This is a genomic window from Halalkalibacter wakoensis JCM 9140 (genome assembly GCF_000513095.1).
GTDB classification, from domain to species: Bacteria; Bacillota; Bacilli; order Bacillales; family Bacillaceae_D; genus Halalkalibacter; species Halalkalibacter wakoensis.
Genome location: NZ_BAUT01000039.1, coordinates 1 through 23,497, shown reverse-complemented (window position 1 = coordinate 23,497; position 23,497 = coordinate 1). Strand labels below are relative to the sequence as shown.

28 protein-coding genes are annotated in these 23,497 nt (G+C 38.0%); 16 read left to right on the top strand and 12 right to left on the bottom strand.

Annotated elements, in window-relative coordinates; translation table 11 throughout:
* Positions 1-37 precede the first annotated feature (37 nt).
* Positions 38-1,450, top strand: a complete 1,413-nt coding sequence (glcD, locus tag JCM9140_RS14265) for a glycolate oxidase subunit GlcD (protein WP_034747783.1) — start codon at positions 38-40, stop codon at positions 1,448-1,450.
* Positions 1,447-2,778 (top strand): (Fe-S)-binding protein, encoded by a 1,332-nt coding sequence (locus tag JCM9140_RS14260; RefSeq protein WP_034747780.1) that lies wholly within the window; start codon positions 1,447-1,449, stop codon positions 2,776-2,778. Before glcD ends, JCM9140_RS14260 begins: the two co-directional genes overlap by 4 nt.
* A 48-nt stretch (positions 2,779-2,826) precedes the next feature.
* Here the strand turns inward: JCM9140_RS14260 and mnhG are convergent, their stop codons facing one another.
* From mnhG to JCM9140_RS14225, 7 genes are read right to left on the bottom strand one after another with little or no spacing between them, the layout of a single operon-like run.
* Positions 2,827-3,177: a monovalent cation/H(+) antiporter subunit G gene (gene mnhG, locus JCM9140_RS14255; RefSeq protein WP_034747777.1), complete on the bottom strand. Its 351-nt coding sequence runs from the start codon at positions 3,175-3,177 to the stop codon at positions 2,827-2,829.
* Positions 3,164-3,439 carry a Na(+)/H(+) antiporter subunit F1 gene (locus tag JCM9140_RS14250; protein ID WP_034747774.1) on the bottom strand — a complete coding sequence of 92 codons (276 nt, stop codon included), beginning with the start codon at positions 3,437-3,439 and terminating at the stop codon, positions 3,164-3,166. Before JCM9140_RS14250 ends, mnhG begins: the two co-directional genes overlap by 14 nt.
* Positions 3,439-3,915 carry a Na+/H+ antiporter subunit E gene (locus tag JCM9140_RS14245; protein ID WP_034747771.1) on the bottom strand — a complete coding sequence of 159 codons (477 nt, stop codon included), beginning with the start codon at positions 3,913-3,915 and terminating at the stop codon, positions 3,439-3,441. The genes JCM9140_RS14250 and JCM9140_RS14245 overlap by 1 nt, the downstream gene beginning before the upstream one ends.
* A gap of 5 nt (positions 3,916-3,920) precedes the next feature.
* Positions 3,921-5,402 carry a Na+/H+ antiporter subunit D gene (locus tag JCM9140_RS14240; RefSeq protein ID WP_034747768.1) on the bottom strand — a complete coding sequence of 494 codons (1,482 nt, stop codon included), beginning with the start codon at positions 5,400-5,402 and terminating at the stop codon, positions 3,921-3,923.
* Positions 5,395-5,733, bottom strand: a complete 339-nt coding sequence (locus JCM9140_RS14235; protein WP_034747765.1) for a Na(+)/H(+) antiporter subunit C — start codon at positions 5,731-5,733, stop codon at positions 5,395-5,397. The genes JCM9140_RS14240 and JCM9140_RS14235 overlap by 8 nt, the downstream gene beginning before the upstream one ends.
* Positions 5,733-6,170 carry a Na(+)/H(+) antiporter subunit B gene (locus JCM9140_RS14230; RefSeq protein WP_439644306.1) on the bottom strand — a complete coding sequence of 146 codons (438 nt, stop codon included), beginning with the start codon at positions 6,168-6,170 and terminating at the stop codon, positions 5,733-5,735. Before JCM9140_RS14230 ends, JCM9140_RS14235 begins: the two co-directional genes overlap by 1 nt.
* Positions 6,167-8,587, bottom strand: coding sequence for a Na+/H+ antiporter subunit A (locus JCM9140_RS14225; protein ID WP_034747762.1), 2,421 nt, complete (start codon positions 8,585-8,587; stop codon positions 6,167-6,169). The genes JCM9140_RS14230 and JCM9140_RS14225 overlap by 4 nt, the downstream gene beginning before the upstream one ends.
* 273 nt (positions 8,588-8,860) lie before the next feature.
* On the opposite strand from JCM9140_RS14225, the gene JCM9140_RS14220 reads away from it, so the two are divergent.
* The gene (locus tag JCM9140_RS14220; RefSeq protein WP_034747759.1) at positions 8,861-9,184 is read left to right on the top strand and encodes a hypothetical protein; all 324 of its coding nucleotides are present in this window, start codon (positions 8,861-8,863) and stop codon (positions 9,182-9,184) included.
* Between the two features lie 50 nt (positions 9,185-9,234).
* On the opposite strand, the gene JCM9140_RS14215 is transcribed toward JCM9140_RS14220, so the two are convergent.
* Positions 9,235-9,375: a sporulation histidine kinase inhibitor Sda gene (locus tag JCM9140_RS14215; RefSeq protein WP_034747757.1), complete on the bottom strand. Its 141-nt coding sequence runs from the start codon at positions 9,373-9,375 to the stop codon at positions 9,235-9,237.
* A gap of 519 nt (positions 9,376-9,894) precedes the next feature.
* On the opposite strand from JCM9140_RS14215, the gene yqeH reads away from it, so the two are divergent.
* Genes yqeH through JCM9140_RS14175 form a run of 8 tightly spaced genes read left to right on the top strand, consistent with a single transcriptional unit; the run spans position 9,895 to position 15,298 of the window.
* On the top strand, positions 9,895-11,004 hold the full coding sequence (gene yqeH, locus JCM9140_RS14210) for a ribosome biogenesis GTPase YqeH (protein ID WP_034747752.1): 1,110 nt from the start codon (positions 9,895-9,897) through the stop codon (positions 11,002-11,004).
* A gap of 24 nt (positions 11,005-11,028) precedes the next feature.
* Complete coding sequence (aroE, locus tag JCM9140_RS14205) at positions 11,029-11,874, top strand: shikimate dehydrogenase (protein ID WP_034747747.1); 846 nt, start codon at positions 11,029-11,031, stop codon at positions 11,872-11,874.
* Entirely contained in the window at positions 11,868-12,161 is a 294-nt protein-coding gene (yhbY, locus tag JCM9140_RS14200) for a ribosome assembly RNA-binding protein YhbY (RefSeq protein WP_034747743.1), read from the top strand. Before aroE ends, yhbY begins: the two co-directional genes overlap by 7 nt.
* A gap of 24 nt (positions 12,162-12,185) precedes the next feature.
* Positions 12,186-12,800: a nicotinate-nucleotide adenylyltransferase gene (locus JCM9140_RS14195; RefSeq protein ID WP_034747738.1), complete on the top strand. Its 615-nt coding sequence runs from the start codon at positions 12,186-12,188 to the stop codon at positions 12,798-12,800.
* Positions 12,754-13,332: a bis(5'-nucleosyl)-tetraphosphatase (symmetrical) YqeK gene (gene yqeK, locus JCM9140_RS14190; protein ID WP_034747736.1), complete on the top strand. Its 579-nt coding sequence runs from the start codon at positions 12,754-12,756 to the stop codon at positions 13,330-13,332. The genes JCM9140_RS14195 and yqeK overlap by 47 nt, the downstream gene beginning before the upstream one ends.
* Positions 13,329-13,682, top strand: a complete 354-nt coding sequence (gene rsfS, locus JCM9140_RS14185) for a ribosome silencing factor (protein WP_034747734.1) — start codon at positions 13,329-13,331, stop codon at positions 13,680-13,682. Before yqeK ends, rsfS begins: the two co-directional genes overlap by 4 nt.
* A complete protein-coding gene (locus tag JCM9140_RS14180; protein WP_052002280.1) occupies positions 13,682-14,536 on the top strand; it encodes a CvfB family protein in 855 nt (284 codons plus the stop codon). The genes rsfS and JCM9140_RS14180 overlap by 1 nt, the downstream gene beginning before the upstream one ends.
* A 21-nt stretch (positions 14,537-14,557) precedes the next feature.
* The gene (locus JCM9140_RS14175) at positions 14,558-15,298 is read left to right on the top strand and encodes a class I SAM-dependent DNA methyltransferase (RefSeq protein ID WP_034747731.1); all 741 of its coding nucleotides are present in this window, start codon (positions 14,558-14,560) and stop codon (positions 15,296-15,298) included.
* Between the two features lie 48 nt (positions 15,299-15,346).
* Here the strand turns inward: JCM9140_RS14175 and comER are convergent, their stop codons facing one another.
* Positions 15,347-16,171 carry a late competence protein ComER gene (gene comER, locus JCM9140_RS14170; RefSeq protein WP_034747730.1) on the bottom strand — a complete coding sequence of 275 codons (825 nt, stop codon included), beginning with the start codon at positions 16,169-16,171 and terminating at the stop codon, positions 15,347-15,349.
* Between the two features lie 68 nt (positions 16,172-16,239).
* The gene (locus tag JCM9140_RS14165) at positions 16,240-16,497 is read right to left on the bottom strand and encodes a DUF2533 family protein (RefSeq protein WP_034747729.1); all 258 of its coding nucleotides are present in this window, start codon (positions 16,495-16,497) and stop codon (positions 16,240-16,242) included.
* Positions 16,498-16,566: 69 nt separating this feature from the next.
* Here JCM9140_RS14165 and JCM9140_RS14160 point away from each other — a divergent pair, with 69 nt between their 5' ends.
* The 3 genes from JCM9140_RS14160 (at position 16,567) to JCM9140_RS14150 (ending at position 20,200) form a co-directional block, all read left to right on the top strand.
* On the top strand, positions 16,567-17,169 hold the full coding sequence (locus JCM9140_RS14160) for a helix-hairpin-helix domain-containing protein (protein ID WP_052002279.1): 603 nt from the start codon (positions 16,567-16,569) through the stop codon (positions 17,167-17,169).
* Positions 17,170-17,287: 118 nt separating this feature from the next.
* Positions 17,288-17,866 carry a ComE operon protein 2 gene (locus JCM9140_RS14155; protein ID WP_034747728.1) on the top strand — a complete coding sequence of 193 codons (579 nt, stop codon included), beginning with the start codon at positions 17,288-17,290 and terminating at the stop codon, positions 17,864-17,866.
* The gene (locus JCM9140_RS14150; protein ID WP_052002278.1) at positions 17,867-20,200 is read left to right on the top strand and encodes a DNA internalization-related competence protein ComEC/Rec2; all 2,334 of its coding nucleotides are present in this window, start codon (positions 17,867-17,869) and stop codon (positions 20,198-20,200) included. It begins immediately after the preceding gene.
* Between the two features lie 48 nt (positions 20,201-20,248).
* Here JCM9140_RS14150 and JCM9140_RS23235 read toward each other — a convergent pair whose 3' ends face one another.
* Positions 20,249-20,383, bottom strand: coding sequence for a YqzM family protein (locus tag JCM9140_RS23235; RefSeq protein ID WP_034747727.1), 135 nt, complete (start codon positions 20,381-20,383; stop codon positions 20,249-20,251).
* A gap of 403 nt (positions 20,384-20,786) precedes the next feature.
* Between JCM9140_RS23235 and holA the strand changes: the two genes are divergently transcribed.
* The gene (gene holA, locus JCM9140_RS14140; protein ID WP_235715362.1) at positions 20,787-21,812 is read left to right on the top strand and encodes a DNA polymerase III subunit delta; all 1,026 of its coding nucleotides are present in this window, start codon (positions 20,787-20,789) and stop codon (positions 21,810-21,812) included.
* Positions 21,813-21,852: 40 nt separating this feature from the next.
* Here holA and rpsT read toward each other — a convergent pair whose 3' ends face one another.
* Entirely contained in the window at positions 21,853-22,119 is a 267-nt protein-coding gene (gene rpsT / locus JCM9140_RS14135; RefSeq protein ID WP_034747726.1) for a 30S ribosomal protein S20, read from the bottom strand.
* Positions 22,120-22,337: 218 nt separating this feature from the next.
* Here rpsT and gpr point away from each other — a divergent pair, with 218 nt between their 5' ends.
* The gene (gene gpr / locus JCM9140_RS14130; protein ID WP_034747724.1) at positions 22,338-23,459 is read left to right on the top strand and encodes a GPR endopeptidase; all 1,122 of its coding nucleotides are present in this window, start codon (positions 22,338-22,340) and stop codon (positions 23,457-23,459) included.
* Positions 23,460-23,497 lie beyond the last annotated feature (38 nt).

Below are 23,497 nucleotides of genomic sequence, written 5' to 3'. Positions count from 1 at the left end.
ATATAGTCATGAGAATGAACCAGGAGAGTGTAAAGATATGTTAGATCAAAATGTGAAACAAAAGTTGATCGCAATTGTTGGCGAAGACAATTTTTTTGATTCAGAAGAGAACTTAGTTGTGTATTCGTATGACGCAACTCCGAATTATCAAGCAATGCCAGATGCAGTACTAAAACCTAAAAATACAAGTGAAGTTCAAGACATTGTAAAAGTCTGTAACGAATATAAAGTCCCTATTGTCCCAAGAGGATCAGGTACCAATTTATGTGCAGGAACTTGTCCGCTTGAAGGGGGCATTGTTTTACTCTTTACACATATGAACAAAATGATCGAGATTGATGAAGAGAACTTAACCGTTACAGTTCAACCAGGTATGATTACGTTAGACTTGATCAACGCAGTCGAGGAGAAGGGATTATTTTATCCACCAGATCCAAGCTCGATGAAAATTTCAACAATTGGAGGAAATATAAATGAGAATTCTGGTGGCTTAAGAGGACTTAAATATGGGGTGACGCGAGATTATGTGATGGGTCTTGAGATTGTATTGCCTAATGGTGAAGTGATTCGAACTGGGGGGAAACTAGCAAAAGATGTAGCTGGCTATGATTTTACAAGATTAATGGTTGGATCAGAAGGGACGCTAGGAATTATTACCGAAGCGACTCTTAAGTTAATTCCTACACCAGAAACAAAGAAAACAATGCTCGTATTATTTGATAGTTTGGAGGGAGCGGGAGCAGCTGTACAAGCGATTATATCGAATAAAATCATTCCAGCTACCCTAGAATTTTTAGATCAAGGAACCTTAGAGGTTGTTGAAGATTTTGCGAAAATTGGCTTGCCGACCGATGTAGGAGCCGTTTTGCTCATTGAACAAGATGGTCCTAGTGAAATTGTCGAAAGAGATATGGAGAAAATGAAAGAGGTTTGTGAGCACTCCAATGCACTATCGATCCAAGTTGCGAAAACAGAGGAGGAAGGACTCGCTTTGACGACGGCAAGACGTGCTGCTCTTTCTGCTTTAGCAAGAAAGAAACCTACAACCATTTTAGAGGATGCGACCGTTCCACGTTCTAAAATTGCAGAAATGGTGCATGCCATTAACGAAATAGCCAAAAAGTTTGACGTCGAGATTTGTACATTTGGTCATGCAGGTGATGGGAACTTACACCCAACGTGTATGACAGATGCTAGGAATGAAGAGGAAATTCATCGAGTTGAGGAAGCATTTGCGGAGATTTTTGCCAAGGCGATTGAATTAGGTGGGACCATCACAGGAGAGCACGGTGTAGGAGTCATGAAGTCACCATACCTTGCTTGGAAGTTAGGGGAAGAAGGTGTTGAAGCGATGAAAACATTAAAATTTGCTTTTGACCCTAATAATATTATGAATCCAGGTAAGATGTTTGCAAAAGAAACAAAAAAACGGGTGGTGGTTCAAAAATGACGATAACCAAACAACAAGAAAAAGTAAGACAAGAGTTTACAGAACGTATGGATTATGATGAATTAATGAACTGTATGCGCTGTGGCTTTTGTTTGCCATCTTGTCCGACCTATGGAGAAACAGGGCAAAGTGAAGCAGCATCACCTAGGGGACGAATCGCATTAATGAAAGCCGTTGTCGATGGTAAAAAGAAGCCAGATGAAGATTTTGAACAACAATTAAATCTCTGTCTAGGATGCCGTGCATGTGAGCCTGCTTGCCCATCTGGAGTGAAATATGGCCATTTGTTAGAAGAAGCTCGTGATATTTTGAATAAGCATAAGAAGCATAGCATTCCAGCTAAGGTCCTTCGGAAATCAGTGTTTAATGGTCTTTTCCCTTATCAAAACCGAATGAGAGGCTTAAATAGTATGTTATGGTTGTATCAGCAATCAGGAGTACAAAAGGTCGTCCAGCATTCAAAAATCTTAAATATTATGCCTGGAAATTTAGGGACAATGGAAAAGATTTTGCCTGAAATCCCTTCGCCGAAGGAAATGAAAAATCGTCCTACTCATATCGAGCCTGAAGGCACGGTTAAAAAGAAAGTAGCGTTTTTTTCAGGGTGTTTAATGGATACGATGTTTATGAAAACGAATGATGCTACGTTATTTTTGTTAAAAGAAGCTGGATGTGAAATTGTGATTCCGAAGCAGCAAAATTGTTGTGGAGCCTTACACGCACATTCAGGTGAAAAAGAAAAAGCTAGAGAACTAGCTAAAAAGAATATTCTATCATTTGAACAGGAAGATGTTGATTTTATCATTTCGAATGCAGGTGGTTGCGGGGCACTTTTAGTGGAATACGACCATTTATTAAAAGATGAGCCCGAGTGGCATGAGCGCGCCAAATTATTTGCTGGTAAAATAAAAGATATATCAGAAATCTTATTAGAAGTCGGATTACCCAAAATGAAACTGCCTGCACAAGTTGTAACGTATCAGGACTCCTGTCACTTACGTAATGTGATGAATGCAGGGACACCACCAAGGAAATTGTTACAAATGATTGAGGGCATTACGTATAAGGAGATGAAAGAGTCAGATCGTTGTTGTGGCTCAGCTGGTGTCTACAATATTCTCCAACCAGAGATGTCAACACAGATTATTGATGCAAAAATGGATCATATGAAAGCAACACGAGCGACAACGATTGTTACAGCTAATCCTGGTTGTTTGCTACAAATGAAATTGGGAGTCGAAAGAGAAGGGCTTTCAGAGGAAGTGCGTTCTGTCCATATTGTCGATTTATTAGCAGAAGCCGTTCAATTAGGAAAAGAACAAGAGTAATAGAAACACCCCGGGGACTTAGCTCGGGGTGTTTATTGTTATTGTGGTTCATTCAGTTTCTTTTCGTACATTTTTTTCAAATCGTTCTTGGGTACTCTTTTCCCAAAGAGGTACTCCAGTACGGTAAGCGGCTCTAGCTACCATTAAAGCAGCAACAGGTGCAGTTAAGAAAACAAACAGAATAGCAAGCAAAATCTTACCTACAAAAATTCCTTCAATGAATAGGAAAAATAGAAACGTTGCTATCATGATTGAAATGACACCGAGTGTTGCACTTTTCGTAGCTGCGTGAGTACGTCCATAAACATCAGGGAAGCGTATTAACCCGATTGAACCAAGCACGCTTAGGAAGGCTCCGCTAAGAATAAAGATACTTAAAATAATCTCAATCGCGGTCAAATACAACACCCCTTTCGATAAACTTTGATAAAGCAATCGTTCCAATAAAAGCTAAAATACTAATAACAAGAATAACCTCTGAATAAGCAATGGTCTCTTGAACAATCATTAAGATTCCAATAAAACCAATAAGGTTAATGCCTAGAGAATCCAAGGCTACAATACGGTCTGGCATAGTCGGTCCGATGACAGTACGAACGAAGCAGACGAATAATGATAACGACATTGCTGCTAAGCTAACCATTAAGATGATGTGAAACATTATCCTGTCACCTCCAAAATGGCACGTTCGAATGTATCGTGGATTTGACGAATCATTTCCTCCTTATCAGGAACATGGATCGAATGAATATAGATGAATTTATTATCATCGGAAAAATCCATAGATAAAGTTCCTGGTGTCAGAGAAATAAGAGACGCAAGTAAAGTTAATTCCCAGTCTGTTTTGAGTTTTGTCGGAACCTCAATGATTCCAGGCTGGATATCTAATTTTGGACTTAATACGATTTTGATAACATCAACATTCGCTAGGATAAGCTCTTTGAAAAAGAGGAGCGTTAACTTCATAAAAGCCCAAACTCTGCGAAAGTAAAAATCAAATTGTAAGAAACGTCTTAATACATAGAGTATCAAAATCCCAATAACATAACCGACTAAAAAGTCAACACCAGTATAGCTGTTTTGTAGAAAGGCCCAAATGAGCGCAATGACAATGTTTAATAATATTTGAAAGGCCATAGCAACTACTCCTTAAGAACAGATTCGATATAAATCGATGGGTCTAGGATTTGTTCAGATACTAACAATAAATAAGTAATAACAGGCTCAGCTGCAATACCAAGAATGATAGCTAATGCAACAAGTGGTACGATTGGCAGAAGTAAATGTCCAATCTTCTTTTTCGCTTGTTCCTCCGTATGTTTTTGTTCGCCCCAATAGACATACATCATGATCTTGATCATTGAGAACAGGGTTAGCATCCCGGTAGCAAGAGCAACAGCTGTTATTACGTAATTGCCTCCCTCAAAACCAGCTATAACAAGTGGAAACTTACTAAAGAATCCACTTAATGGTGGTATCCCTGCGATTGCCAAGGCAGAAATAAAGAACATCCAAGCAAGATATGGATGAGTTTTCAATACTCCACCCATTTCTTTCAATTTTGTGGTACCTGTTACAGCTTGCGTAGCCCCCGCAAAAAGGAACAGAGCAGATTTCACAATAATATTGTGTGCAATATAGAAAATGGCTGCAGCTAAAGCAAGCTGTGAATAAAGCCCGATCCCCATGATCATGTACCCAATCTGACTAATAATGTGATACGAAAGAATCATCTTAAAGTCAAAGTTAGATACGGCTCCAAGCCCACCAATGACCATCGTCAAACCACCTATCACAAGAAGGAGGTTATGAGTAAATCCTGGATCGTGAGTAAACATTAATGTGAAAGTACGAATGATTGCATAAATTCCTACTTTCGTTAGAAGCCCACCAAATAAAGCAGTAATGGCTGTTGGTGGTCCAAAATAGGCACGCGGTAGCCAGAAATATAATGGGAATAAAGCACCCTTCATCGCAAATACGGAAAATAGGACAACTGCGATAACATTTAAGACGCCCGTTTGTTCAAGTAATGTTACTCGTTCTGCTATATGAGCCATATTCAATGTACCAGTCACGGCATAAATGTAGGCAATGGCTACAATGAATAAGATGGAAGCAAATACGTTAATTGCAACATATTTGAACGATTCTCGAAGTTGAAATTTTGTCCCTCCCATCACAACTAAAACGTAGGAGGAGATTAACATGACTTCGAAAAAGACAAATAAATTGAAAAGGTCTCCTGTTAAAAAAGCACCATTAACACCAGCAAGTAAGAAGAAGTAAAACGGATAAAAGAAAAACTTCTCACGTTGTGGAGAGATCGTCTGAAAAGCAAAAAACAGACAGACAACACCAATGAGACCTGACAAGGCAACCATGACGGTTGCGAACATGTCGGCAACTAATACAATTCCAAATGGTGCAGACCAGTTTCCTAATTCTAAAACTGTAACGCCATTTTGATAAACAAACACAGCAACGTAGATTGATACAATTAGCATTCCGATTGCTGTAATTCCGCTAATCACTCGTTGGAGCGTATGTTGTTTCGAAAATAAAATTAAAACCGTTCCGATAATAAATGGGATTAAGATTGGTAATATAATTAAGTTATTCATCGGCAGATCCCCTCAGTTGGTCTAAATCATCTGTCTTATGTTCTTTATACGTACGGTAAGAAAGAACAAGTAAGAAAGATATGACCCCAAAACTAATGACAATTGCTGTTAAAATTAGAGCCTGCGGTAGCGGATCCGCATAAGCTTCTGATCCTAAACTTAACAGTGGTGGCGTTCCTCTTTGTAGGCCAGCCATCGTTAATAGTAGTAGGTGAGCACCGTGTGATAGCAGGATCAGTCCTAAAACAACGCGCAATAAACTTTTTGTTAAGATCATATATGTTCCGATCATGAAGAGGACCCCAACAGTGATGGACATTAAAATTTCCATTATGCATCATCCTCCGCAATCGTTAAAATAATAAGCAATGCAATCCCTACAACAACTAGATAAATACCTAGGTCAAAGGGCAAAGCTGTAGTAAGTTCTGTTTCGCCTAAGATCGGCAACTGGTAGTACTCAAAAAATTGAGTAAGAAAAGGGTAGCCAAATAACATACTAGATACTCCAGTAGCTATGGAAATTAAAAGCCCGACTGCAATAATGGTTGTATAGTTAAATGGCAGAGCCTTTTTCATGCTCTTCATATCAAAGCCTAAATACATTAATAAAAGGGCACAGGCTGTCATCAAACCTCCGATAAATCCTCCGCCGGGGTTATTGTGACCGGCGAAGAATAAATAAACAGAGAAAGCAAGAATGAGGAAGGTAACAACCCTTGTTAACGTATGAAGCATGACTTCGTTAGATTTTATTGGTTTCCTCACACATCTTCCCTCCCTGTCATTCTAAGTTTAATCATGGTTACAACTCCAAGAGCTGCAATCCCAAGTACAAGTACTTCAAGAAGTGTGTCAAGGCCACGGAAATCAACAAGAATAACGTTAACCATGTTGTATCCACCAGCTAGTTCTTTTGAGTTCTGAATGAAATATTCAGAAATGAACTCAAAATTAGCAGAGTTTCCAAGTGCAGCAGCACTTAATCCTATTGCTGTAACGAGAACCCCGACTCCAATAGAAATAATAAGGTTCACAAGATTAAAACGTGGCTTGAATGATTCTTTTCGAAGCTCCGGCAGATGATAAAATGCAAGCATAAACAATACAACCGTAACTGTTTCAACTAATAATTGCGTCAACGCAAGATCTGGTGCACGGAAGACAACAAAGAATAGCGCTAGTAAGAACCCAATCACACCAACTAAAATGATCGCTGTAATACGGTGATTAATAAACGGGATAACAACAGTTGCCCCGATAAACAAAATGGTAAGGATCCACATAAAAGGGTCAATTCCTGTCACATTTGTTGTATCAATTGCAAATGCATTGTAACGAATCATGGAATACCCAAACAGTAGAATCATAAACACGCACATATAGGCAAAATAATCTCGTAAGACACCTGTCATCTGAATTCTTGTTGTAAACTGAGCACCTCTAACGAGTCCAGTTAGTGAATGATCATAGAACCAGTTAAGAGGATCACGTTCTTTCTGATAAATAGCCAACTTGGCCCATTTTTTCATCAGTAAAAAGATCATAGTACCAACAGCAATAACTCCTATCGTCATAAAGAGCTCTGTGTTGAATCCATGCCAATGATAAATATTAACATAGAACCTTTCATCTGCTTCCAATAAGTTCGGAAGGATAGAAGCCATAGCTGGCTCAATTAGCGTATAAGCTAATAAATTTGGGAAAAAACCAAAAATCACCACTAGTGAGCCTAATACAATTGGGCTAATCAACATTCCAATTGGAGCTTCATGTACATGCTTCACATCATAATTTTCAGGTTTGAATTTACCTGTAAATGTTTGGAAGAACATAACTAGGCAGTACACAAATGTGAATACACTAGCTATCCAAGCAAGAATTGGGAAAAGGAAACCCCATGTTTGCATGTTAAAAATACTTAATTCTGAAGAGTTCAGAACCCCTGTGAAAAACATCTCTTTACTTAAGAATCCATTAAAAGGTGGTAAGCCTGCCATTGAAGCAAGACCGATTAAGGATACAGTAAACGTCACAGGCATAATGGTCATAAGTCCACCAAGTTTGCGGATGTCACGAGTTCCTGTTTCATGATCGATAATTCCAACAGTCATAAAAAGACTTCCCTTAAAGGTCGCATGATTAATTAAGTGAAAGACAGCAGCAAGAATAGCAGTTGTATAAAGTGCTGTCTCATCTCCGTACCCAAAGTAAAGAGATGCCGATCCAAGACCTAATAAACACATAATTAACCCAAGCTGACTGATGGTTGAAAACGCTAGGATTGATTTAAGATCTTTTTGTCGCACCGCAGAAATGGACCCCCACAAGAGTGTAACAATTCCAAATATCGATAAGGTCCAGAACCATTCAGCCGCTCCACCGAATACAGGTGTAAAACGAGCAACTAGATAAATTCCTGCTTTAACCATAGTGGCAGAATGTAAATACGCACTTACTGGTGTTGGTGCTTCCATCGCATCTGGTAGCCAAATATGGAAAGGGAATTGTGCAGATTTCGTAAAGGCACCAAGTAAAATAAGAAACATAGCTGGTAGAAAGAGTGAACTTGTAGTGACTAAATCAAGACTACCAATGATCTCTCTTATGCTAAATGTCCCTGTCATGATGTAAAGCAGAGAAAAACCACCTAACATGGCTAACCCGCCAAATACAGTAATGAGCATTGACTTTTGAGCACCATACGTTGATTTTTCACGATGGTACCAGTATGAAATAAGTAAAGCTGAGGATACACTTGTAATTTCCCAAAATACGTAAAGGACTACTAAGTTATCAGATAAAACAACCCCTTGCATGGCTCCCATGAACATAAGTAGGTAAACATAAAAATTGTTTAGTTTTTCTGTTTTCTTTGACAAATAGTAGATGGAATAAAGGACAACAAGCGCTCCAATTCCTGTTATAAGCAGTAAAAACAACAAGCTTAATCCATCGATATAGACAGTAAAATTTATCCCAAGAGAAGGTACCCAAGGGACCGTCTGTTCAATCACACCACCAGCAGATGTTACTGGCAACAATTGAATGAAATAAACAAACAAGACGAGCGGGAGTACAAGGACAAACCACCCCGTATGTATGGGTCTGACGTACTTATACAAAAAAGGGATCAATATGGCTAACAAAAATGGGGAGATTGTAGCCCAATGTAAAACCGTCAAAATGACATACCTCCTTTATTTCTTTTAAAGTATTTTTTACTTTGTTCCTACCTTTCTGCTTTAACCTTTACAAAACTAAAAGGACACAATTCTCAGATTACATAAAAGTATAACCTACTTTTTAAACACGTGCATCCACGACGCTTTTAGCTTTTACCGTTTTTTCAAAACTTATTAAATATGTAGGAATGAGAAAAAAATAAAAGAAAAAAATTTTTTTAGCTTATAAAAAATCTTCTTCTTTTGAGATACTTCATTCAAATTGGAAAAACTATGTATATTTTTTTAAATGGTGCGACAATCTATAAACAAAAGCAGTCTGAAATTTCGACAAAGCTTGATAAAGGGGATACGAACACGTTTGAAAAAACTGGAGTGACAACGATGAGCAATAAGCAGAAAGGGTTAGCTGCTGTAAGTATTTTTTTGGTCCTTTTTTCAGGGGGTTGGTATGCGAACGAATTTAATAAACGAGCCATTCATGAAAAAGGACTTGATGGACCGAATGATATAACCGTTCAACAAGTACATGACAATGTTGGACCAATGACCTTCCCTTTTCAGCCGAGGGAATATATTCGAATTGGTAATCGATAAGTTAATCCTAAATGCAAAAAAGCAGCCTTTTTTAATGGCTGCTTTTTTCATTATGAGGATAATTTAATTTTATCTGAAAGAGAGCGTTTGGCAATTTCAATGCGAATCAGTTCAATAAAGTCTGGATTAAGGTTTAATTCAATTGCTTTGTAATACGTTTCAATTAAAAGTTCATCTGTTAGATTTTGCATGTTTTTCCTGTCAGCTGTTTGACAGGTTCACCTCCTCGGTTTTGTAGGATGTATTTTATAGGAATAGAATTCATTACTAGTGAATAAACTACTAAGTTGTTTTGAATGTGCTTTTATCCTAACACGACTAAAAAAATAGAACAACCGTTCTGGTTATCCACATTGATAGGTGGATAACCTGTTAGTTTCCTGTTTATTACCAATCGAAACCCCTTATTCTTGTAAGGGGATATCGTGTATAACGTTATCCACAACTGTTGATTTCTGATAATTTTTGTCGAAAATTTTTTTAAAAAGTTGAAAAAAATAACATTTTTTTTACTTGAAAGTCGTTTTATGTCCTTAAGAATTGAAAAAAAAAATAAGGAAAGGTATAGTTAAAGTTTGGTAGGGGTGCTAAAAAATACTTTGGTTCATTTCAAGTAGTTTACGACAAATAGGATGAACCGTTAACATGTCTCTCATAATAAAAGAAAGAATGATCATAATGTCGAGGTACTTATCATAGAGGAGGATAATATGGAAGAAAGTAAGGTTATTTGTGCAGGTTGTGGTGTTTCCATTCAATCAGAGTCAAAGAATGATCTTGGATATGCACCACCTTCAGCATTAAAAAGGGATGTAATCATTTGTCAAAGATGTTTCCGACTAACTCATTACAATGAGGTGCAAGACGTTTCATTAACAGACGATGATTTTCTCAAAATATTAAATGGGTTAGGACAGAAAAAAGCTCTAATCGTAAAGATTGTTGATATTTTCGACTTTACTGGGAGTTGGCTCCCTGGTCTTCATAGATTTGTTGGTGGAAATGATGTTTTATTAGTTGGAAATAAAGTGGATCTTTTACCTAAATCATTAAATCATAACCGCTTAATTAATTGGATGAAAAAATCATCAAAGGATTTAGGGCTAAAGCCGTTAGATGTATTGTTAATGAGTGCTGAAAAAGCAATTGGCATCGAAACGGTTGCATCAGAAATAGATCGTTTACGGAATGGACGAGATGTGTATATTGTTGGCTGTACAAATGTAGGAAAATCAACGTTTATTAATCAAATGATTAAAACATTTGGTGGTGACACTGAACAGCTAATTACAACGTCCCACTTTCCTGGTACAACATTAGATATGATTGATATACCATTAGATGATGGAAGCGCACTTTATGATACACCTGGAATTATTAATCATCACCAAATGGCTCACCATATAGATAAGCAAGAACTAAAAGTCATCACACCCAAAAAAGAAATCAAGCCAATGGTTTTCCAGTTAAATGAAGAGCAAACGTTATTTTTTGGGGGATTAGGTCGATTTGATTTTGTACGAGGAGAACGAACGTCGTTTACGTGCTATTTTTCAAATGAATTGAACATTCACCGTACTAAGCGTGAAAAAGCAGATGACTTATACAAAAATCATTTAGGTGAACTGTTAACACCACCAGGTGCAGAGGATAAAGATTCGTTACCGCCACTGGAGAAGCATACATTTCGTATTAAGGATAAAAAGGTAGATATCGTCTTTTCTGGTTTAGGATGGGTAACTGTGAATGGAACAAATATTGAAGTAGAGGGTTATGCTCCTAAAGGAGTTCAAGTCATGATACGAGAGTCCCTCATATAATTTAAAAGTTGGGGAGGAGATCCAATGGGGAAAGTGTTTGGATTGCTAGGGCATCCAGTTGGACATTCAATGTCGCCCAATATTCATAATGATGCTTTTGGTCATATTGGAATAGATGCAACGTACCATGCATTTGATGTTGATCCAAATTTTATTAAAGATGCAATTGCAGGTTTGAAAGCTCTACAAATAAGTGGTTGCAATGTAACGGTTCCACATAAAATTGCTGTAATGGAGTATCTCGATGAAATTGATGAAGAAGCACGTTTAATTGGAGCTGTTAACACAATTGTCAATGTTAATGGGAGATTAGTCGGCTATAATACGGATGGCCGTGGTTTTGTCGAATCATTGGAAGAAGAAGCCCAAATTGATTTGCAAACGAAACGATTTTTAATAATAGGGGCAGGTGGAGCTGCTCGAGGAATTGTTACTTCTCTTCTTCGTAAGGGTATTGGCCATTTAACCATTACTAACCGAACAGCAGAAAAGGCAACACCATTATTAAAATTAGCAAAGGAATTTAAAACCCAAGCCGAAGTCATAGAGAAAAAACAAGCAGAAAATCAACTCTCGCATTATGATGTTATTATTAATACAACGTCCATTGGCATGTCTCCAAACGTAGAATATACACCATTATCTTTGGAACAATTAACAGATAAATCGATTGTTTGTGACCTGATTTATAATCCTTTGGATACAGCATTCTTAATAGAAGCAAAAAAGAAAGGGTGCTTGACGATTAATGGAGTTGGCATGTTTGTCAATCAAGCAGCTCTTTCATTTGAACATTGGACAGGAAAGAAGCCAGAACGTGAACGTATGAGAAAAATTGTTTTAACAAACCTAGGAGGAACATCATGTTAACAGGAAAACAGAAAAGATTTTTACGATCAAAAGCTCATCACCTTACTCCTATCTTTCAAGTTGGTAAAGGTGGGGTAAACGAAAATATGAGTAAACAAATTGATGAAGCTCTAGAAGCGCGAGAGCTTCTAAAAGTTAGCATTTTGCAAAATTGTGATGAAGATAAAGACACGGTCGTTGATAGATTGGTTAAGGATACAAAGGCAGAGTTAGTGCAGGTAATCGGAAACACGATTGTGCTGTATAAAGAATCGAAAGAAAATAAACAGCTCGTACTCCCTTCTTAAAAAAGAGCAGGAGAGTGAATGCGGATGAAGAAGGTTGGTTTATTTGGAGGGACGTTTAATCCTCCACACATCGGACATTTGTTATTTGCACAAGAGGTATTAGTGTCGTTTGGGTTGGATGAAATATGGTTTATCCCAGTGAATGTTCCTCCTCACAAAGAGAGTGATGATTTGGCTTCAAATGAGGATCGTCTTGACATGTTAAAAAGTGCGACAAATAGCAACGACCGCTTTTATGTGAAAACGATTGAATTAGAAAGAGAAGGACGATCGTATACGATTGATACAGTTAAACAATTGAATGAAATGTACCCAACGTATGATTTTTCTTTCTTAATTGGAGGAGACATGATTGAATACTTGCCAAAATGGGTAAGCATTGATGATTTAATGAAGCTTGTTACCTTTATTGGAGTGAAACGACCTGGGACGACGGTTGTCTCTAATGAATATTCAAAGGATGTCCGATTAATTGAAATGCCTCAATTAGACATTTCTTCAACAGATATTCGTCAGCGTGTTCATGATGGAAAGCCCATTACGTATATGGTTCCTGAGGGAGTGGAAGCATTGGTGAAAGAGAGGTCATTGTATGAACCGAGAACAAGCATTGGCAATCGTCAAACTTCAACTTACTGAACACCGCTACACACACACATTAGGTGTTGTAGAAACGGCGATAAAGCTTGCGGAACAATTTGGTGGAGATCCTTCTAAAGCCGAGTTAGCTGCTATTTTTCATGATTATGCGAAATTTCGTGATAAAGAAGAAATGAAAAGGGTTGTTCAGGAGAAACTAGAAGATAAGTCTTTCCTTGAATATGGAGATGAGCTGTTGCATGCGCCATGCGGAGCTTATTTTGTTAAACAGGAAGTTGGAATTGACGATCAAGAGATTTTACAAGCCATTTATTATCATACAACAGGTAGACCTCAAATGACGTTGCTTGAGAAAATTGTTTTTTTAGCTGATTACATTGAACCTGGCCGGAAATTTAAAGGCGTCGAGGAAGTTCGTCAGTTAGCAAAAACGAGTATTGATGACGCCATCGTTCAAGCGCTTGAAAATACGATCAACTTTTTAATGAAACGAAGACAGCGAGTATATCCAGATACACTTGCTACTTACAATGATTTAGTTAATAGAAAAAGGAGAAGTGATGTTTCGTGAATGAATCGAACACTTTGTCACTAGCTGTGAAAGCCATTGATGATAAGAGAGCGGAAAATATTGTTGCATTAAATATGAAGGGTGTTTCCCTAATAGCTGATTATTTTGTTATTTGTCATGGTAACTCAGATAAACAAGTGCAAGCAATCGCATATGAACTAAAAAAAGTCGTTCAAGAAGAAGGAATTGAAATTAAACGGTTAGAAGGGTTTGATCAAGCAAGGTGGGTTTTGGTTGATCTTGGAGATGTTGTTGTTCATGTATTTCATAAAGATGAGCGCGTATATTATAACTTAGAAAAGCTATGGGGAGATGCCCCGACAGTAGAATTAGAAGGAGTTTTAGGTTAATGGAGTTAAAACCAGGTTATACCGTAAACTTGGAGGTTATTCGGAAAGCGAATTTCGGTTATTTTTTAAGCGACGGCAACACGGACATTTTACTTCATGAACGCGAAATAACAAAGGAAATAAACATTGGCGATCACATTGATGTCTTTTTATATCACGATCACCAAGGTAGGTTAGCTGCTACGATGGAGGAACCCTATTTACAAGTAGGGGAATTTGCTTGGTTAGAAGCGGTGGAAGTTAAGACTGGTCATGGCGTGTTCTTTCACAATGGGATCTCAAGAGACCTTTTTCTTTCCATGGACGAGCTTCCTTATGACCGAGAACTTTGGCCGCGTCCTGGAGATAGGTTGCCGCTGTCGCTGACTTGGGATAAAAAAGGGAGACTTATGGCTAAGCTTGTAAAAGGGGAGCCTGTCGAGAAAACATCAATTAAAGCACCAACTGAAGTGATGAATAAAGAAGTTAGTGGATATGTTTATCATTTCTTAGATGAAGGTGCCTTAATGTTAACGGATGAAGGGTATATTGCGTTTCTTCATCATGACGAAATGATACATTCACCACGATACGGTGAACATCTTCAAGTTAGGGTTCAATTCGTAAGAGAGGATGGCCGAATTAATGTAACGATGAGGCCACTTAGGTCCGAGCAGCAGGAAGAGGATGCTGAGAGAATCTTCACTTTTTTACAAGAACGTGGAGGTTCCATGCCCTATTGGGATAAATCACCACCAGAAGATATTGAGTTGCGCTTTTCCATCAGTAAAGCAAAGTTTAAGCGAGCGTTAGGAAAGCTAATGAAAGAAAAGAAAGTTGAGCAACGAGATGGATGGACACACATTAAGAAGTAGTAAAAGGGGTTTAAATTGAAGATGAATTATCATGCTTTTGCTGCTTTGTATGATGCGTTAATGGAAGAGGCACCATATGACAAATGGGTGGATTATGTATACCAAAACGTATCTGATTTGAATGGACTTAGTGTATTGGATGTTGGTTGTGGGACTGGAGAGCTTCTTGTAAGACTAAAGAATGCTGGTGCGGATGTCACAGGGGTTGATCTTTCAGCAGAAATGCTTACAGTTGCAAAGGAAAAGTGTGAGCAAGCTGGATTCAGCCCCTTATTACTACAACAGTCCATGACTGAATTAGATCATATTGGACTGTTTGATGTCGTTACTATTTTTTGTGATTCCTTGAATTATTTGGAGACAGAAGAAGAGGTTCAACAAACACTCCGTTCCGTCATGGATCAAATGAAGGATGATGCCGTCCTGCTTTTTGATGTTCATTCACTTTCAAAGATTGAAAAAGGGTTTATTGGACAGACTTTTGCTGAAGATACAGAAGAGATGGCCTATATTTGGACATCTTTTGAGGGAGAATTTCCTAATAGTGTTGAACATGAGTTGACTTTTTTTGTGAAAAACCAACATGGTTATTATGAACGCTTTACGGAATTACATAAACAACGCACTTTTCCAGTTCGGATGTATAAAGAATGGTTAACCGCAGCTGGATTTCAAGATCTTGCTGTTCATACAGATTTTTCCTTAGAAGAACCAACGAAGGAAAGTGAAAGAATTTTTTTTCGTGCAATAAAGAGGATTTAGTTCTCTATTAATCGAATAAAAAAAGGAAGAGGGATTCCCTCTTCCTTTTCATTTTTTTGTTAAAGCTTGTGAAATTAACTCTTTATCCTCGTAATACTTAGCGTGAGTTTGTTGAAATAAATGGTCAAACATTGAACCAACTTCCGCTTCGAGTACTTTAATTCCCTCACCTGTTATTCCTCCAGGGACACAAACGCGCTGTTGTAAAGATGGCAAAGTAAAATGCCCTTTTTCAAGTAATTTTCCCATCCCAATCATCATATTTGTTGCTAAAGTTGTTGCGTCCTCTTGAGAGATTTCTGTCTGCCTCACAGCGCCATCAATAAACTGCTGCATTAAATAGCTAAAGAAAGCTGGACCACAACTGACGATGTCAGAGGAGACGCGCGTAATATTTTCATCAATTTCCAATGGCTCAGAGATTGATGAAAGTAAACCTGTTACAAATTCACGATCTTCTTGATTGCACCGTTCGCTAAAGCTCAATAGAGAAGGTCCTGTTAAAGCCCGGTTTAAAATGCTTGGAATGGCACGGGCTACTTTGCAGGGAACCATTTCTTCTAGTTCTTCAATGGCTATCGGGCTCGTAATGGAAATGATCAATGTGTTTGGATCACACACAGATGAAATCTCCTCTAGTATGCTTGGCATTTGTAGAGGTTTTGTGCACAAGAAAATCACATCCGTTACGTTGACGGTTTCAATCGCATTTGTAGCAATTTGTATGTCAGGAAAACGCTCTTTCAAAGTTTCCGCCTTTGTTTGATTCCGATTCGTGACAACAAGTTGGTGCGGAGAAATGGCACCAGATTCTATGAAAGATTCTAGTAAAATCGTCCCCATACTACCTGTTCCGATTACTCCAATTTTCAAGATAGCCCCTCCTTCAACACGATTATGTTATGACTAAACGTATGTTAAATCAGGAGGTGTTATGCCACCTATTCTGTTTTGTTTAAAAATTGTACAACCATATCTTTCGTAACAAGCTTGCGAGGTGGAAATTGAAATTGCATCGCGATTTGGTTCATTTTATTCGTTATGTCATTGATTTCAGTTGTTTGAACGGCTGCACCAGCTTTGGCACGTGTAAGAACATCCTCAATCGCGCGCTCTCTTTGTGCATCTAAAGCTAAAAATTGTTTCTGGGCTTCACGGTGCTTTTTTACTTGGTCTGCAATCTGTAAATGTACAGTCATCTTTTTCGTCTCCTTATTTGTCTCAATTAGCATAATTCATAACAATGATAAAGGTTGGTGATCACTTTGGTGAAGAAAATAGCTGAAATGAAACAGATCATCTTTTTAATTACCATTGTACTATTAGTCAGTTTAGTATTGTTTTTGCATTTTCGCAATGATAAAAATGATGTTGCACTTAACTTATCATCATATGAAGGAAACTTTGAAACAATGGATCTAACGGAAGATTCCGTAGTAAGTGATAAGCTCGTTGTAGATGTAAAAGGGGCTGTGAAAAGACCTGGTGTATATGAGTTAGAACAGGGAAAGCGAATGCATGATTTAATAACAATGGCTGGGGGCTACTTAGATGAAGCGGAAGAATTGAAGCTTAACCTTGCTCAGTTGCTTCATGATGAGATGATGATTTACGTTCCATTTAAAGGAGAAGAACCACTTGAACATATGCCTATAGAAGGGAGTGAGAGTACAAATGGTACAATAAATATTAACCGAGCTGAAGCGACAACACTTGAGCAGCTTCCTGGGATTGGTCCTGCTAAAGCTCAAGCGATCGTTGCCTATCGTGAAGAGAATGGCCCTTTTAAAACGGTTGAAGATTTATTGCAAGTGTCAGGAATTGGGCCAAAATCAATTGAAAAGTTAAGAGAACAGGTAGCTTTTCATTAATTAACATTGACGTTTTCTGTCGCTTTTCCTAAACTAAGCTAGAGAAGAAGGCATTGAAATAAGTGAAAATCGATCTTTTTCAGTGCCCTCCTAGAGAATGTAGAGGAGGAAAAAAAGAATGCAAAGGATTTCATGGGATCAATATTTTATGGCTCAAAGTCATTTATTAGCTTTAAGAAGTACATGTACGCGGTTAATGGTCGGAGCAACCATTGTAAGAGAGAAACGTATCATAGCTGGAGGATATAATGGTTCGGTATCAGGCGGTGCTCATTGTATTGATGATGGATGTTATGTAGTTGATAATCACTGTATACGAACGATTCATGCAGAGGTAAATGCTCTTCTTCAATGTGCGAAATTTGGTGTCCCGACAGAAGGATCTGAAGTATATGTCACTCATTTTCCGTGTGTGCATTGTTCAAAGGCAATTATCCAAGCTGGGATTAAACGTGTTTACTATGCAAAAGATTATAAGAATCATCCTTATGCCGAAGAGATGTTTCGTGAAGCTGGAATTGAGGTTGTACAAGTTGAGCTGGATGAGATGAGTTTGGATCATCTTCATCTAGAAAAAATGACGTTTACAGCAGATCTTTTAGATAAATTGGACAAGGCTGGTCTTGAAGAAGAAGAATTGCGCCAATTACGTGACCAAGCGAATACATTGTTTACACAAAATTTTTTTAAGGGGTGAATGATCATTATTCACCTTTTCCCCCTCCTACCTATAGCTGCAACTTTTGGTCTTTTGTTAGCTTTAAGAGGCCCGAGTTTTACTTATAGTGTGATCCTCGTTTTTTTCCTACTTATTTGCTTTTTGAATCGCCTCTTTTTTAAAGAAAAGCTTTTGGTTTTCACCTTTGTTTTCCTCGTTTACTATGGAGTTGGTTTTTTAGCGATTGAAAACAACGTAACAGATTATGTGCCAGGTGAACAGGTGATGTACGGTGAAATCAAGACAATCCCCAAGATAGACGGTGACGCATTGTCGATGCAAATTAAAACAGATACGAAAGAGACCATTCATGTGCAAGCTTATTTTAAAAGTGAAGAGGAACAGAAATGGATGAGAACTTTTTCTGTCGGGGACTTTTGTAAAATTAACGGTACACTAGGGGCCCCTCTCCCTCCGACGAACTTTGGGCAGTTTAATTATAAAAAGTATTTATTTGAGCAAGGAGTGCATTGGATTCTTAGACCGAAGCAAACAGGAATTGAATGCATACAACGAAAAGAACCATATTCCGTTTATATGAAAATGCAACGATGGAGACATAAGCAATTAACTTGGATTGAACGTGATGTTCGTTCCGATTTCAGAGGAATTATGAGCGCGCTATTGTTTGGTGAGAGAGTGCTTATCGAGGAAGATGTCATGTATGCATATCAGAAATTAGGTGTCATACATCTGCTGGCTGTTTCAGGTCTACATGTAGGGATGATTGTCGCTGCTTTATTTTATCTACTTATTCGAGTTGGGTTAACACGAGAAAGAACCATTGAATTATTAATAGCCTTATTGCCAATCTATATTATTATCGCTGGAGCAGCTCCTTCCGTTATACGAGCATCTTTGATGACGATTGTGGTCTTGTTATTTATGCGAGCAAAAGGGAAAATTCCACCTCTTTTTGCCATTGTAGTTGTTTATATGCTCTTTATCCTCATCCGTCCATTTGTTCTCTTTCATTTAGGTTTTCAACTTTCTTTCCTAGTCTCTTTTGGCTTAATGGTATCTGCCCCATCTATTCAAAAACGGTACACACAAAAAATGGTGCAATTATTGGCCGTTACAGTGCTTTCTCAATTATTTTCTGCTCCTGTTTTGCTTTTTCACATGCATGAAATTTCTCTTCTCAGTATTCCTATGAACATGGTCTACATTCCGTTTATATCCTTATTTGTCCTCCCGCTTACCTTTCTTTCGTTTCTGATTAGCTTCTTTCTTCCATTACCCTTTAACATTCCGCTTCATTTTCTAGAAAAGATTGTACCGATGATTCATTCAGTTCTCTTAGCCGTTGCTGAACATAAAGGGTCATCCTTTATTGTAGGTAAACCAAATTTTTATATCGTTTTCATGCTTTATTTTTGTATTTTTTACGGTTTAATGAAGTGGGAGCAGAAAAACAAAGGATGGTGGAAGACGCCGACGTTATTTATTTTTCTGTTATTAACGGTGCATTTTTCAATGCCTTATATGGATTCTCGAGGGAAAATAACGATGATTGATGTAGGGCAAGGGGATAGTTTCTTATTGGAACTTCCATATAGAAAAGAGGTTTATCTTATTGACACAGGTGGGACCATGTCTTTTTCTCAAGAAGAAAAATGGAGAGAGCGTAACAAGTCTTTTGAGGTGGGCAAAGATATTGTGGTACCGACATTGAAAGCCCTTGGGATTCGAAAAATTAATAATTTAGTCTTAACCCATGGTCATCTTGATCATATAGGAGGATCTAAGGCAGTAGCTCAATCCATTAAGATTGAACAAGTGCTTTATGGTAAAGGGCAGGTTGAAGGGGAGTTAGAGATTACATTGTTAAATGAAATAGCAAATTCGGGGGCAAACATCCTTTTTATTGAAGAAGGGATAAATTGGAGTTCAGGAGAAACGCAATTTGTTGTTTTGTCACCTATTGGAACAGAACAAAATTTAAATGCACGGTCGATCGTCCTTTATGTGGAAATGCAAGGCATCAGCATTCTGTTTACAGGAGACTTAGAGGAGGAAGGTGAGAATAGATTAATAAAAGATTATCCTGCTTTACAAGTTGATATTCTTAAAGCTGGACATCATGGGAGTCGAACGTCTACGTCAAGTCATTTTCTTTCCCACTTGAAACCAAAAGCTGTGTTCATTTCTGCGGGCAGAAATAATCGGTTTGGCCATCCTCACGAAGAAGTAGTAAATAGGTTAGAAGAAGATAACATTTCTGTTTGGCGAAGTGATCTACATGGAGCTGTACAGTTGACCCTAAAGGACAGGAAAAATAAAATGAAGAAAATAAAAGATGAAGGTAAATAAAAAGAGGGAGTCAGACGACTCCCTCTTTTACCTGTTAGATTTATTCCACTACATAGCGCTAAAAACATCGATAATGGAAGCGATAATAAAAAGAGTTGCAAAAAAGCCAAAAGGAATGATAAATCCAACAGCCGAGTCAATTGCGTCATTTCGCTTGCACTGTACTTCTTTTTCAAAATGCATCGGGCATTCCTCCTCCTATTCAAGTTAAGTATACGGGATGAGCCAGAAAAATGCTAGGCACTTCCATTCGCTATTTTACGAAAATACACTTGTTCAAAAAATTGTAAAAAACAATCATTAGATTGGTTTGACTGTAAAGAGTTGTCACCTATAGTTTTGCATCGCATAGGATATGATAAATAGTGCAAGACGGTCATGGTTATCGTCGTAAATAAGAGATCCCGGGTTCTTATATTACGGCGTTTATCATAAATGGGGGTCTGGCATTTTACGGGGCTAGATCCCTTTTTCATTTCTCTTGTCTTCTGTGGAATCTTTGTCTATCCTAATAATAGGAAAGCTCAGATAGTTGTCCGTATTATAACCAAACTGCAACTAAAATAGCAAGAAAAATGAGGAATGAATGGATATGTCATATTTACAAATAAAAAAAGATATTAAAACTGGTACGATTAAGCCAGTTTATTTTATGTATGGAAATCAAACTTTTCTAATGGAGGACCTTTTATTAGATATTATTAAAAAGGCCGTTGGAACGCAAGATGACCCTAGTGTCATTACATATAGTCTTCAAGATACCATACTTGACCTGGCGATTGAAGAAGCTGAGACTTTTCCTTTTTTCGGTGGGAAAAAAGTCGTTATTGTTAAAGACTTTTTCCTTGTATCCACACAAAAACAAGAGACAAAAGTAGAACATGATCTTGAACGACTCCAGCAATACATAAGCCATCCATCACCTGAATCTATCCTTATTTTAATGGCACCGTTTGAAAAGCTAGATGAACGAAAAAAGGTGACAAAGTTATTAAAGCAATCGGCGACAGTTGTGGAGTGTACTCCTTTTGATGAGAAAATGCTTTCAGCCTGGCTTGAGGATCAAGCTAGATCAAAGAAATTTCGCTTTACAGCAGATGGAAAAGAACATTTGTTAGAGCGTGTTGGACCGCAACTCTTGCTGTTGGCATCGGAAATGGAAAAGCTTGCGCTATACGTAGGAGATGAGGGAGAAGTAACGGGAGAGGTGGTTGATCTTCTTGTAGCAAGATCATTGGAACAGGATGTGTTTGCTTTAATTGATTTTGCTGTTAAACAACGTCTTGATAAAGCTTTGGAAATTTATCACGATTTGTTAAAACAAAAAGAAGAACCGTTAAAGCTCCTTGCTCTAATTGCCAGGCAGTTGAGGATTTATTACCAAGTGAAAGAAATGACACGTAGAAGCTATTCTCAAAAGCAAATAGCCATGCAATTGAAGCTGCATCCCTATGTGGTTAAACTAGCAAGCGGTCAAAGTCAAAGGTTAGACGATCAACGTCTTTTACAACTGCTTGAGGCATGTACGGATACAGACTATGCAATCAAGTCCGGAAAAATGGAAAAAGTTCTTGCTGTAGAATTGCTTCTTATAAAAGTAGCAGCTGTTTAAGGAAAGAAAAAAAGCACACGATTGTCGTGTGCTTTTCTTATTATGCAGATAAACCGTTAAGTTTTTTCGCAAGGCGAGACTTTTGACGAGATGCTGCATTTTTATGAATAAGACCTTTGTTAGCTGCTTTATCAAGCTTTTTCGTAGCTTCAGTGAAAGCTGCTTTTGCTACTTCAACATCACCAGCTTCTACTTTTGCTTCAAAGTTTTTGATCGCAGTACGTAGAGCAGATTTAACAGAGATATTTTGAGCACGACGCTTGTCAGCTGTTTTCACGCGTTTGATTGCTGATTTAATATTTGGCATATTCTTCACCTCCTAATACATGTTTGTTCAGGTTTGATCCCAGTCCATCTATTTATGAACGGTTTCGCTTCTTTTTTAAGTACGTAGACACATTTCGCATCATTCATACAACAAATTGCATTGTATCAAAAACAGCGTCTGAATGCAATAGAAGAATGAAAACAACTGTTAACGGAGAACCTACATCTAGAGAGATTTTTTTACTAGGAGTTGATTAAATGAGCGAGGAATTAAATCTTGATCAATATCAAGTGCGCACAGATTTAGCGGTTGAAGCCCATCAAATGGTGTTAGAACAAGAAGAAAAAGCATCAAACGGCAGCGCCAAAAAAGAAGTGAGTGGTGTTCAAGTTGATGAAGAGATTATTGATGATGTGACCATTACAAGGGTCAAAATAGATGAAGTTGGTGCAAAACGATTAGGAAAGAAATCCGGTAATTATTTAACGTTTGAAGCTCTCGGAATTCGTAAAAAAGATACAGAGTTACAAGAGAAAATGGAGAGGGTATTTGCAAGTTCGTTTTCTCAATTTTTAAAGGATATTGGCATAAAGGAAACAGACAGATGCCTTGTCGTTGGCCTTGGAAACTGGAATGTAACACCTGATGCATTAGGACCCATTGCGGTTGAGAATTTACTTGTAACAAGTCACTTGTTTAAATTAGCACCTGAACAAGTTCAAGACGGATTTCGTTCAGTTAGTGCGTTAACTCCTGGTGTAATGGGATTAACAGGAATTGAGACAAGCGATGTCATTTATGGTGTAATTGAGAAGACAAAACCAGATTTTGTCATTGCCATCGATGCGTTAGCATCACGTTCCATTGAAAGAGTAAACGCAACGATTCAAATTTCCGATACAGGGATACACCCAGGGAGTGGGGTCGGTAATAAGCGGAAAGAGCTTAGTAAGGAAGCACTGGGAATACCGGTTATTGCTGTAGGAATCCCAACTGTAGTAGATGCGGTTTCGATTACAAGTGACACGATTGACTATGTATTAAAGCACTTTGGAAGGGAAATGAAAGAAGGAAATGCCCCTTCCAGATCACTAGCACCAGCAGGGATGACCTTTGGTGAGAAGAGGAAACTAACAGACGAGGATTTACCAGATGAACAAAAACGTGAAACCATTATGGGAATGGTTGGTACATTACCTGAAAATGAAAAGCGTCAATTGATTCAAGAAGTGCTAGCTCCCCTTGGACATAATCTAATGGTCACACCAAAAGAAGTGGACGTATTCATCGACGATATGGCCAACGTCATCGCAGCCGGCCTAAACGCTGCTCTACACGAAAGAATAAACCAAGACAACGTAGGAGCATACACACACTAGAGGTTACAAAGAAAAAGGGCGTTCTTCCCTTTTTCTTT